The organism is Enterobacter sp. E1, from assembly GCF_016809815.1.
Lineage (GTDB): Bacteria > Pseudomonadota > Gammaproteobacteria > Enterobacterales > Enterobacteriaceae > Enterobacter > Enterobacter adelaidei.
On the sequence record NZ_JAFBJM010000002.1, the window covers coordinates 60,575 to 72,024 of the forward strand.

The 11,450-nt window shown below is 57.5% G+C and carries 9 protein-coding genes; 7 read left to right on the plus strand and 2 right to left on the minus strand.

Annotated elements, in window-relative coordinates; all coding sequences use genetic code 11:
- Positions 1–237: 237 nt before the first annotated feature.
- Both JGF26_RS06545 and JGF26_RS06550 read left to right on the plus strand, forming a co-directional pair.
- A complete protein-coding gene (locus tag JGF26_RS06545; RefSeq protein WP_134707803.1) occupies positions 238–1,551 on the plus strand; it encodes an MFS transporter in 1,314 nt (437 codons plus the stop codon).
- Entirely contained in the window at positions 1,548–2,336 is a 789-nt protein-coding gene (locus JGF26_RS06550) for a substrate-binding domain-containing protein (RefSeq protein ID WP_049005752.1), read from the plus strand. Before JGF26_RS06545 ends, JGF26_RS06550 begins: the two co-directional genes overlap by 4 nt.
- On the opposite strand, the gene JGF26_RS06555 is transcribed toward JGF26_RS06550, so the two are convergent.
- Positions 2,311–3,210, minus strand: a complete 900-nt coding sequence (locus tag JGF26_RS06555; protein ID WP_134707802.1) for a LysR family transcriptional regulator — start codon at positions 3,208–3,210, stop codon at positions 2,311–2,313. The genes JGF26_RS06550 and JGF26_RS06555 overlap by 26 nt on opposite strands.
- 334 nt (positions 3,211–3,544) lie before the next feature.
- Between JGF26_RS06555 and mtfA the strand changes: the two genes are divergently transcribed.
- Positions 3,545–4,342, plus strand: a complete 798-nt coding sequence (gene mtfA / locus JGF26_RS06560) for a DgsA anti-repressor MtfA (protein WP_028019616.1) — start codon at positions 3,545–3,547, stop codon at positions 4,340–4,342.
- Here mtfA and JGF26_RS06565 read toward each other — a convergent pair.
- Complete coding sequence (locus JGF26_RS06565) at positions 4,339–5,550, minus strand: MFS transporter (RefSeq protein ID WP_108089629.1); 1,212 nt, start codon at positions 5,548–5,550, stop codon at positions 4,339–4,341. The genes mtfA and JGF26_RS06565 overlap by 4 nt on opposite strands.
- Positions 5,551–5,688: 138 nt before the next feature.
- On the opposite strand from JGF26_RS06565, the gene JGF26_RS06570 reads away from it, so the two are divergent.
- Genes JGF26_RS06570 through JGF26_RS06585 form a run of 4 tightly spaced genes read left to right on the plus strand, consistent with a single transcriptional unit; the run spans position 5,689 to position 11,439 of the window.
- Positions 5,689–7,431, plus strand: a complete 1,743-nt coding sequence (locus JGF26_RS06570; RefSeq protein ID WP_134707801.1) for an IucA/IucC family protein — start codon at positions 5,689–5,691, stop codon at positions 7,429–7,431.
- Positions 7,431–8,378, plus strand: a complete 948-nt coding sequence (locus tag JGF26_RS06575; protein ID WP_134707800.1) for a GNAT family N-acetyltransferase — start codon at positions 7,431–7,433, stop codon at positions 8,376–8,378. The genes JGF26_RS06570 and JGF26_RS06575 overlap by 1 nt, the downstream gene beginning before the upstream one ends.
- Positions 8,375–10,117, plus strand: a complete 1,743-nt coding sequence (gene iucC / locus JGF26_RS06580; RefSeq protein ID WP_134707799.1) for an IucA/IucC family siderophore biosynthesis protein — start codon at positions 8,375–8,377, stop codon at positions 10,115–10,117. The genes JGF26_RS06575 and iucC overlap by 4 nt, the downstream gene beginning before the upstream one ends.
- Positions 10,114–11,439, plus strand: coding sequence for a SidA/IucD/PvdA family monooxygenase (locus JGF26_RS06585; RefSeq protein WP_049006653.1), 1,326 nt, complete (start codon positions 10,114–10,116; stop codon positions 11,437–11,439). The genes iucC and JGF26_RS06585 overlap by 4 nt, the downstream gene beginning before the upstream one ends.
- The last annotated feature ends 11 nt before the right edge of the window (positions 11,440–11,450 follow it).

Genomic DNA, 11,450 nt, shown 5'->3' on the forward strand with positions numbered 1-11,450 from the left:
GAAGCGCCCCTCTGCGCAACATCACAAAATCGCAATATCAGAGACTTACAGAATATTGGTGAATAAAAAGACAATAACTTGTTAAGTTATTGTTGCCATTAATTGTATTTACACAGTGAATGATATTCATGCAAAAAATGCATCAGCCGATGCGGCATTTGCGCTTATCTATTTCCTCGTCCTGATCCAGTTTTCAGAAACAGACGCGTAAAACGTCAACAATAACTGGAGATAACCATGTTTTCCTCAACCTCACCTGCAACCGTACGGTCTAAGGCGGGCGCGATACTTCGCGTGACGTCCGGCAACTTTCTTGAACAGTTCGATTTCTTTCTTTTCGGCTTCTATGCCACCTACATCGCCCACACGTTCTTCCCGGCGAGCAGTGAATTTGCGTCGCTGATGATGACCTTCGCCGTCTTCGGCGCGGGCTTTTTGATGCGGCCCATCGGGGCCATTGTGCTTGGTGCGTATATCGACAAGGTGGGGCGCAGAAAGGGGCTGATCGTCACGCTTTCCATCATGGCGGCGGGGACGTTCCTGATTGTGCTTATCCCCTCTTATCAAAGCATTGGTCTGTGGGCACCGCTGCTGGTGCTGACGGGCCGTCTCCTGCAGGGCTTTTCCGCCGGTGCAGAGCTTGGAGGCGTGTCGGTCTATCTGGCTGAAATCGCCACACCGGGCCGCAAAGGGTTTTACACCAGCTGGCAGTCCGGCAGCCAGCAGGTCGCCATTATGGTCGCCGCGGCGATGGGTTTTGCCCTGAATGCCCTGATGGAGGAGAGCGCCATTCGCGAATGGGGCTGGCGCATCCCGTTCCTGTTCGGCTGTTTAATCGTGCCGTTTATCTTCTTCCTGCGCCGCAAGCTGGAGGAGACGGAAGAGTTCAGCGCGCGCCGCCATCATCTGGAGATGCGTCAGGTCTTTAAAACGCTGCTTGGCAACTGGCAGGTGGTGGTCGCAGGCATGCTGATGGTGGCGATGACCACCACCGCGTTCTACCTGATCACCGTCTACGCCCCCACCTTTGGCAAAAAGGTGCTGATGCTCAGCGCCTCGGACAGCCTGCTGGTCACGCTGCTGGTGGCTATCTCTAACTTCGTCTGGCTGCCGGTGGGCGGCGCGCTGTCGGATCGCTTCGGGCGCAAGCCGGTGCTGATTGCCATGACGCTGCTGGCGCTGGCGACCAGCTATCCGGCCCTGACGCTGCTGGCGAGCGCCCCCAGCTTCTCCATGATGCTGAGCGTACTGCTGTGGCTCTCCTTCCTCTACGGCCTGTATAACGGCGCGATGATCCCGGCCCTGACGGAGATTATGCCTGCCGAAGTGCGCGTGGCGGGCTTCTCTCTGGCTTACAGCCTGGCAACGGCGGTCTTTGGCGGCTTTACCCCGGTAATGTCCACCGCGCTGATTGAATACACCGGTGACAAAGCCTCGCCTGGCTACTGGATGAGTTTCGCTGCCGTGTGTGCCCTGCTGGCCACGCTCTACCTCTACCGCCGCCGTGCGGTATCGCTGCAAAACACCGTCAAGTCACAGGAGGCTGTATGAAACGCACTTATCGCTATACCGCCAGCGCGCTGGTGCTGACGTTCCTGAGCGCCAATGCCTGTGCTCAGGACGTGAAGGTCATGATCTCAGGCGGCTTCAAAGCCGCCCTGGAAAAGCTGGCCCCGGAATATGAACACCAGACCGGGGATAAAATCGTGATCATCCCCGGCCCCTCAATGGGCACGACGCCGCAGGCGATCCCAAACCGCCTGGCGCGCGGCGAGAAAGCCGACGTGGTGATTATGGTGGGCGATGCGCTGGAGAAGCTCGAAAAAGCCAGCCAGACCCAGCCGGGTTCACGAACTGAACTCGCGGACTCTCCCGTTGGCATGGTGGTGAAAAAAGGTGCGGATGTTCCTGATATCAGCAGCGAGGCGACCCTGCGTAACGCGCTGCTGCAGGCCAGCTCCATCGCCTACTCTGACAGCGCCAGCGGCAGGTACGTCAGCCAGGCGTTGTTCAAAAAGCTGGGAATAGAAAAAGAGGTGGCAGGTAAAGCGACAAAGGTCGAGCGTATTCCGGTTGCCTCAGAAGTGGCGAAAGGAAAATACGCCGTGGGCTTCCAGCAGGTCAGCGAGCTGCTGCCGGTTCAGGGCGTTACCTTTATCGGGAAAATCCCTGATAGTCTGCAGTACATCACGCGCTTCGCGGGTGCGGTTACCCGCCATGCCGAACATCCCGCGGAGGGGAAAGCGCTGCTGACCTATCTCGCCTCACCGCCCTCAAGGGCCGTCATCAAGGAGACGGGGATGATCCCCGTTACGTCCGGCGATACTGCTCGGTGATCTGCTTTTCCAGTTCAGCCGCTATGTAAGACTGGATGCGCCCCCGGTGCCGGATAAGCCCCACGGTGCGTTTCACTTCCGGCGCCACCAGCGGCAGATGCGTCAACAGCGTATGCTCTGACGTCGGCATCGACATGGCGGGAACGGCAGCAATGCCAATCCCCGCCTCTACCATACCAAGCATCGTGGTGACGTGACGGGTTTCACAGACGCTGGGGCGCTCGGGAACAATATCTCCCAGCATCCGATCGAGCAGGTTACGGTTACCTGACGTTTTATCGAGAGAGATATAATCCTGCTGATAAAACGCCTGCCACGTCAGGTGACTTTTTTGTGCCAGCGGGTGATCCTTTCTGCACGCCGCGACATAAACATCCTCCACCAGCGGAAAAAATTCGATGTCAGACGGCAAGTTTCCTGCGAAGCAGATACCAAAATCCGCCTGGCTTCGGGCCACGGCGTCAATCACATTTCCTGCACTGCTATCGATGAGCTTAATGCGAACGCGTGAATAGCGAGACTGAAAACGACGAATCACGTCAGGCATAAAATAACAGGCCGCAGAGGGTACCGTGGCGACCGTGATAAGCCCTGTCCGTTCTTCACTCACTTTATCAACATCAGCCAGCATTGACTCTACGCTGTCGAGCAGCTGAGCGGATCGTTCAGCAAAGTTTTGCCCGTATAGCGTTAAGGCCACGCGGCGGGTGGTACGATCGAACAGCCGGTTTCCCAGCGCGGCTTCCAGCTTTTCAATCCTGCGGCTCAGCGCCGACTGGGATAAGCAGATAGATTCAGCAGCGACACGGAAGTTACCGTATTCCACTAACGCTCTGAAAGCATAAAGATCGTTAAGGTCAAAATTCACGGGCATGGCGTCTGGATGTCCTGTCAGGGAATACGCAACAAAGTCAAAAATAATAGCGTCTTATTGACCTACCGCAACCGGTGAGGTGTTGAAATTCAGATTAGCGTTCGTTGTAGTCAAGGTAACGATGGTTTCTCTTTGTCGGTGAATTCACTGAGACTACAGACAAGGCCACGACAGACTTCACAAAATGAAGGTGATGCCCGCAAACAGCTACCCACCGCTACGTACGAATGATAGTTTATTCAGGCTGGAATTGTCGCAGTGAGCGATTTTCTGGCATCTTAACCGAACCTGACTTTCCCATTTTTGTTCAAGTGACGAGTTTGCGAGCAAAGCGATGATAAAGTGGCCCTGGAAAACGAATGAGGCTGGCCGGGATGTGGCGCTGCCATGGGATGACGCGCTGACGATCCCTGTTCTGGCTAATCTAAACCCGGATGAACAATCGAAACTGGTTCAGCTGGCGGATCGTTTTTTGCAGCAAAAACGCCTGGTTCCGCTGCAGGGATTCGAACTAGACCCGCTGAAAAACGCGCGTATCGCCCTGCTGTTCTGCCTGCCGGTTCTTGAACTGGGTATCGAGTGGCTGGACGGTTTCCACGAAGTGCTTATCTATCCCGCGCCGTTTGTTGTCGATGACGAATGGCAGGACGATATCGGGCTGGTACACAACCAGCGCGTGGTTCAGTCCGGACAAAGCTGGCAGCAAGGACCAATTATCCTCAACTGGCTCGATATTCAGGACTCGTTCGATGCGTCAGGTTTTAATCTGATTATTCACGAGGTGGCGCATAAGCTCGATACCCGCAATGGCGATCGCGCCAGCGGCGTGCCATTGATTCCGCTTCGTGAGGTTGCGGGATGGGAGCACGACCTGCATGCCGCGATGGATAATATCCAGGATGAAATAGACCTGGTGGGGGAAAGCGCAGCCAGCATTGACGCCTATGCGGCGACCGATCCCGCAGAGTGCTTTGCGGTACTCTCTGAATACTTCTTCAGCGCACCAGAACTCTTCGCCCCCCGATTCCCGGCACTGTGGCAGCGATTCTGCCAGTTTTACCAGCAAGATCCCCTGCAGCGTTTACGGCAGAATGAGGATGCTGGCGGCCATTCTCCCCGCCAGGTCCATTAATTTTTTTCAGCAAGGGGACGCTCAGTTGATCGCACCCCTATGCTGAGCACTAAAAACATCAATGCCATGCCTAATGCAGCCATCGTTAAAAACTGTTCACCGTAAAAACGTGTCACTACAGGTACCAGCAGCGCGCTAACACCGTAGCCTAATGTGTGGCTGGTGGCGATCGCTCCCGCCCCTTTGCCCGTGGTTAGCCGATCGTTAAGCAGTAGCTGATATCCCGGTGTTGCCATGGCTGCCCCGAGCGACGTAATGACAATCCCCACGTAGAAAAGAGCCAGACCCGCCACAGACATCAACCCAAGCCCCACTACCATCAATACCGCGGCCATGCAGAGCAGTGTCACCGGGCTGAAATATTGCGGGCGGACCACCAGAAACTGCGCCGCGAGCGTGGCCAGCGCGGCCAGGCTCAGCAGGAGAGCAACATGATGGCTGATGTCCCGGGCGTTACCCTCCAGCAGCGGGCTAAGATGCGGTGACAGGCCAAGCTGCATTAAACTCACCAGGGCCGCCAGCAGCAGCGCCAATAACAGGAACGGCAGCATTGAAGCCCGCAAACGTGTCGACTGATGCGCCACTGGCGGTAACGGTGGGTCCGCCACTTCGCGAAGCACTAGCAGCAAAGCGATGAAAGGCGCAATCGCCATCAGCCAGAGCGGTGCTACCGGATTGACGCTGAGCATCAGCGCCGCCAGCGGTGGCCCAAGCAAACGACCACAACTCAGGCCGGAGCTAATTGTCGCCAGTGCGGTCATTCTTTTTTCCAGCCCCGCGCGCTGGATAGCCCACGTCTGAGCCGCAGGCACCAGACCTGAGACCGTCAGACCATAGAGCGTGCGCGAGAGAACCAACCCCGTCAGGCCCCAGACCTTATCCAGCATCCCGGCCGCCATCGCCCAGACCACCAGCGACATCACCCCGAAACTGACCAGATAGCCACTCAGCGAGGCCAGCATCACGACCTTACAGCCATGTCGCTCGCTCTGGCGTCCCCACCAGGGCGATGCGGGTAAAAAGAGCATGGATCCGAACATCAACAGCCCGGCCCAGACCGAAAGCGAAAGCCCTGTCTGGGTGACCAATTGCGGAAGCATGACCAGCAAACCGTTTTGCCCAATCCCTAATAAACCTGCACATAACGCCAGGGGCCAGTTGGCTTTTGGGGTGACGTTTTCCGTCAACGTTTTAGAGTCAGTGCGCATGAGAATGTGAACATAGTGTCAATAAATGTGTGGAAATCATGAAGTTTATGAAAACAAATATTGCAAAAATGGTTGCGACTGTAAACAGAATGAATATCATAACGAGAATTATTATCAATCATGGAATGAGGTTCATCTATGCGTACTCTGCCCCGCTCCGCCGGTACAGACGTTGCGGCCCAGTGTTTTTTAAACGCCCTGTTGCGTGAAACGAAGGACTGGCACTATCACTCCGCAACCTCTGCGGATGAGTTATCGCACATACATATTCCGCTTTCTCCAGCCCAGGCTCTTCGGGTTCCGGTACGGTATTTTTCCCCGACCCAGCATCATCAGTACTGTTTCCCGGCAACGCTTATCCAGAGTGACAATGACAGTAGTGACGCCGTCACATTCCACCAACTGGTTGATTTAATTCTTGAAAAACCGTCAGTAAAAGGTTCGCTGGATGCCAAGACGCTGGCGCGTTTTAAGCAACGCGCCCTTGAAAGCCACGCGCACACCTGGCAGGCGATTGATTTGCGCCACAGCTGGCCAACCCTGCGCGATAAGCCACTAACCTTTGCCGAAGCGGAACAGGCGCTGCTGGTCGGCCATGCATTCCACCCTGCGCCAAAGTCGCACGAGCCGTTTAACGAAACCGAGGCGCGTCGATATTTACCCGATTTCGCTTCTCGCTTCCCGCTGCGCTGGTTCGCGGTTGAGAGCACACTTATTGCCGGTGACAGCCTGAATGTTTCCCTGCGCGAACGTTTACTGCGCTTTGCAGCCCAGAGCGCCCCTGAACTTCTCGGCCACTTCACCGACACCCGCTGGCTGCTTCCGATGCATCCGTGGCAGGCGGAGTACCTGCTCGGCCAGGAGTGGTGCCAGCGGCTGGTGACCAACGGTTCGCTGCAAGACCTGGGTGAAGCGGGCGCACAGTGGCTGCCAACCAGCTCTTCACGCTCGCTGTACAGCGAAACCAACAGCGACATGATTAAGTTTTCCCTCAGCGTGCGCCTGACCAACTCCGTGCGCACGCTGTCGGTGAAAGAAGTTAAGCGCGGGATGCGTCTGGCTCGTCTGGCTAAAACCGAACGCTGGCAAGATCTACAGGCGCGCTACCCGACCATGCGCGTGATGCAGGAAGATGGCTGGGCGGGGCTGCGCGACGAAAACGGCGTGATTCAGGAAGAGAGCCTGATGGCCCTGCGCGTCAATCTGCTGTTTGATACTCCGGATACGCAAACCAATGTGCTGGTGAGCCTGACGCAGGCCGCCCCAGACGGCGGCGACAGCCTGCTTGCCGCTGCGGTGCGTCGTCTGAGTGAGCGCCTGGATTTACCGCTCGCCCGGGCCGCGCGCTGCTGGCTGGACGCCTATTGCGACCGCGTATTACTTCCGCTGTTCAGTGCCGAAGCCGATTACGGTCTGGTCCTGTTGGCACACCAGCAAAACATTCTCGTTGAGATGCAGCAGGATTTCCCCGTCGGGCTTATCTACCGCGACTGCCAGGGCAGCGCCTGGACCGAAGGAGCCGACGCATGGCTGAAAGAGGCGGGCGAAACTGATGTGGAAAACCGCTTCGGTGAGAGCCAGCTGCTGCGCTACTTCCCTTACTACCTGCTGCTGAACTCTACCCTTGCCGTCACCGCAGCCCTCGCCGCCGCTGGTTTCGACAGCGAAGAAAACCTGATGGCACGCGTGCGTGACGCGCTGGCGGAACTGCGCCGCACGGCCAAGCAGACCCGCTGTCTCGACTACGTGCTCGACAGCCCGATCTGGAACTGCAAAGGCAACTTTTTCTGCTATTTGCACGATCGCAACGAAAACACGATTGCCGACCCGGCAGTGATCTATTTCGACTTTAGCAACCCGTTTTACAAGGAGAAGGTGTGATGGCTAACGCGAACATCGTTCATTCCGGCTACGGCTTTCGTTGCACCGCAACGGACGCGCCCCTGCCGCTGACGTTGGGTCTCGACGGTAGCGCGGTGCTGGAGCGCCTGCGCGATATCCCGGACGGCTGGCTGGTTGAAGCGCTGGATCAGCTGTTTGTCGCCGCGCCTACCCTCAGCGGGATCACCCTCCCCTGGGCGACCTGGAAGGATGAACCGCAGGCACAGGCACTGTTTAACCACGCGTGTGGCGATTATCTGGCGCGCGAAACTTTCTGGCAGCTGCCGCTGTGGCTGAAAGGTGAACGCCCCCTGGCCAGCGGCGGTATGCAGTTTGATGAGAGCCGTCAGCTGTACTTCCCGCTGCGTCCTCACCGCCCGCAGGGCGAGGTATACCGCCGTTATGACCCACAAATCAAGCGCACCCTCAGCTTCCGCGTGGCCGACGTGGCGCTGGACGGCGAGCGCTTCACCCACTGGATGAATAACCCGCGCGTCAATGCCTTCTGGGAGATGGCCGGCCCGCAGGCCGAGCAGGAAAACTACCTGCGTCGTCAGCTCGACTCGACCTATTGCTACCCGGTTATCGGCTGCTTCGACGACCAGCCGTTCGGCTATTTTGAACTCTACTGGGCTCCAGAAGACCGTATTGGTCGCCACTACCGCTGGCAGCCATTTGACCGTGGTCTGCACATGCTGGTGGGCGAAGAGAACTGGCGTGGTGCGCAATACATCCGTAGCTGGCTGCGCGGCCTTAACCACTATCTGTATCTCGATGAACCGCGCACCACGCGCATTGTCGCCGAGCCGCGCTTCGACAACCAGCGCCTGTTCCGCCATCTGGCGTCTGCCGGTTTTGATACCGTGAAAGAGTTCGACTTCCCGCATAAACGTTCGCGCCTCATCATGAGCCAGCGTCACCGCTTCTTCAGCGAGGTGGGACTGTGAACGCGCTCTGGCAAAAAGTGAACCATGAGATGGTGGCGAAGATCCTCGCCGAGCTGGAATATGAACGCACACTGCGCGCCGAGCCGCTTTCGTCGGACGCCTGGCGCATCACCATGGGCAACGAGTCCTGGCAGTTTCATGCCACGCGCGGGATCTGGGGCTGGCTGCATATCGATCCAAATAGCCTGACCACCACCAGCGGTGCCGCCGTGGAAGCGGAAAGCGCGCTGCTGCAGCTGGCGACGGTGCTGGAGATGAGCGATGCGCAAACGGCGGAGCATCTGGAAGATCTCTACGCGACGTTGCGGGGCGATATTCAGCTTTTACAGGCGCGTGAAACGCTGGATGCCGACGCGCTCATTCATCTCGACCCGGATGAATTGCAGTGCCTGATGAGCGGTCATCCTAAGTTTATTTTTAACAAAGGACGCCGCGGATGGGGTCTGGATGCGCTGCGCCAGTACGCCCCGGAATACCGCGGGCGTTTTCGCCTGCACTGGGTTGCCGTTCAACGTGAGCATCTGGTCTGGAGCAGCGACGCCGATTGCGATATCAACGTCCTGTTGGCAAGCACCATGGACAATGCCGAACGCACGCGGTTTAACGACCGCTGGCAGACGCTGGGTCTCGACGAAAGCTGGCTGCCGGTGCCGCTACACCCGTGGCAGTGGCAGCAAAAAATTGCCATTCATTTCCTGGCGCAGCTCGCGCGTGGTGAGATGGTGGAACTGGGGGAATTTGGCGATGAGTATCTGGCGCAACAATCTCTGCGCACGCTGACCAACGCCAGCCGTCGCGCGCCGTATGACATCAAGCTGCCGCTGACCATCTACAACACCTCCTGCTATCGCGGCATTCCTGGCAAGTACATTGCCGCCGGGCCGCTGGCTTCGCGCTGGCTGCAGCAGCAGTTCGCCACCGACGCCACGCTTACCCGCTCAGGCGCACAGGTGCTTGGCGAACCCGCAGCCGGGTATCTGTCGCATCCGGGTTATGCCGCCTTGCCGAAAGCGCCCTATCGCTATCAGGAAATGCTGGGCGTGATCTGGCGCGAAAATCCGTCGTGTTATCTGCAGGACGGTGAACAGGCGGTGCTGATGGCGGCGCTGATGGAAACCGACAATGCCGGGCGCCCACTGATCGACGCGTGGATCAACCATTCCGGGTTAACTGCTGAAGCATGGCTGGAAAAGCTGTTTGCAGCGACGGTTATCCCCTTCTACCACCTGCTCTGCCGCTACGGCGTGGCGCTGATCGCCCACGGCCAGAACGTGACGCTGGTGATGAAAGACTCTATTCCGCAGCGCATCCTGCTGAAAGATTTCCAGGGCGACATGCGTCTGGTGGATGAAGACTTCCCGCAGGCGGAAAGCCTGCCGGAACAGGTGAAAGCCGTGACGGCACGCCTGAGCGCGGATTACATCATCCATGACCTTCAAACCGGCAACTTTGTCACGGTGCTACGCTTTATCTCGCGTCTCACCCTGCAAAGCGGCATCAGCGAAACGCGTTTCTATCAGATCCTGGCCGGAGTGCTGCGCCAGTATATGGCGGCTCACCCGGATCTTGCTGAGCGGTTCGCGAAATTCGACCTGTTCAAACCGCAAATTATTCGCGTGATCCTCAACCCGGTCAAACTGACCTTCTCCGAACACGACGGCGGCAGCCGCATGCTGCCGAACTATGTCACCGACCTTGATAACCCTCTTTTTCTGGCCTCCCGGGAGTCAGCACAATGAAAACCTATGATTTCATCGGCATTGGTATTGGCCCGTTTAACCTCAGCATCGCCGCGCTGGCGGAAGGGCTGGACGGTTTTAGCTCGCTGTTCCTTGAGCGCAAGCCGCATTTTTCCTGGCACCCTGGCATGATGGTGCCGGACTGCCATATGCAAACCAGCTTCCTCAAGGATCTGGTCAGTGCCGTCGAGCCTACCAACCGACATAGTTTTCTCAACTACCTGGTACAGCGTAAAAAGTTCTACCGCTTTCTGACCACCGAGCAGCGCACCGTTTCTCGTGAGGAATTTGCCGATTACCTGTGCTGGGCGGCGGAAAACCTCACCAACCTGTCATTCAGCCAGCAGGTACAGCAGGTGAGTTTTGATGAGAAAAACGGCCTGTTTGAGGTGGTCACTCAGCGTGACCGCTTCCTGGCACGCCATGTCTGCGTGGGGATTGGCAAACAGATCAATCTTCCTGACTGCGTCACAACTCAGGACGATACCTGCTTCCACGCCAGCGAGATGATGCTGCGCACGCCGGATCTCGCGGGCAAGCGCGTCACTGTTGTCGGTGGCGGCCAGAGCGGTGCCGACCTGTTTTTGAATATTTTCCGTGGCGAGTGGGGCCAACCGTTGAGCCTGAACTGGGTATCGCGACGTAATAACTACAACGCCCTGGATGAAGCCGCTTTTGCCAACGAGTACTTCACGCCGGAGTACGTGGACAGCTTCTCCACGCTCGGTGAAGAGGCGCGCCGCCAGATGCTGCACGAGCAGAAGATGACCTCCGACGGTATCACCACCGAGTCTCTGCTGGCGATTTATCGCGCCATGTACCACCGCTTCGAAGTGCTGCGTGAAAAACCCTGGGCGCACCTTTTGCCGTCCCGCTCGGTGACCGAGCTTACGAGGCTGCAAAACGGACAGCGCCTGGCAATACAGCATCATCTCGACGGCGGACGCGAACAGCTGGAGACCGATGTGGTGATCTTCGCCACCGGTTACCGCAGCGTACAGCCTGCTTTCCTCGCCCCACTGTCTCACCGCCTCCATCTGGATACGGACGAAGCCTTCTGCATTAACAACGATTTCACCCTCGAATGGGACGGCCCGCAGAGCAACCGCCTGTTTGCCGTGAATGCCGGGATGCACCGTCTCGGTATTGCTGAACCCCAGCTCAGCCTGATGGCCTGGCGTGCCGCACGAATTTTGAATCGCGCACATGCTGACGAGCCGTTTGAGTTGGCTACCTCCCCTGGCGTGATCCACTGGCGTACCACCACCAGCCCGGAAAGCAGCCAGGTTTTTAAATCGTTATCAAAAACGACTGAGTACTGACACACAATCAG

Coding starts and splice junctions, on each gene's coding strand:
- JGF26_RS06545 (WP_134707803.1), top strand. CDS start 238: ATGTTTTCCTCAACCTCACCTGCAACCGTACGGTCTAAGGCGGGCGCG.
- JGF26_RS06550 (WP_049005752.1), top strand. CDS start 1,548: ATGAAACGCACTTATCGCTATACCGCCAGCGCGCTGGTGCTGACGTTC.
- JGF26_RS06555 (WP_134707802.1), bottom strand. CDS start 3,210: ATGCCCGTGAATTTTGACCTTAACGATCTTTATGCTTTCAGAGCGTTA.
- mtfA (WP_028019616.1), top strand. CDS start 3,545: ATGATAAAGTGGCCCTGGAAAACGAATGAGGCTGGCCGGGATGTGGCG.
- JGF26_RS06565 (WP_108089629.1), bottom strand. CDS start 5,550: ATGCGCACTGACTCTAAAACGTTGACGGAAAACGTCACCCCAAAAGCC.
- JGF26_RS06570 (WP_134707801.1), top strand. CDS start 5,689: ATGCGTACTCTGCCCCGCTCCGCCGGTACAGACGTTGCGGCCCAGTGT.
- JGF26_RS06575 (WP_134707800.1), top strand. CDS start 7,431: ATGGCTAACGCGAACATCGTTCATTCCGGCTACGGCTTTCGTTGCACC.
- JGF26_RS06585 (WP_049006653.1), top strand. CDS start 10,114: ATGAAAACCTATGATTTCATCGGCATTGGTATTGGCCCGTTTAACCTC.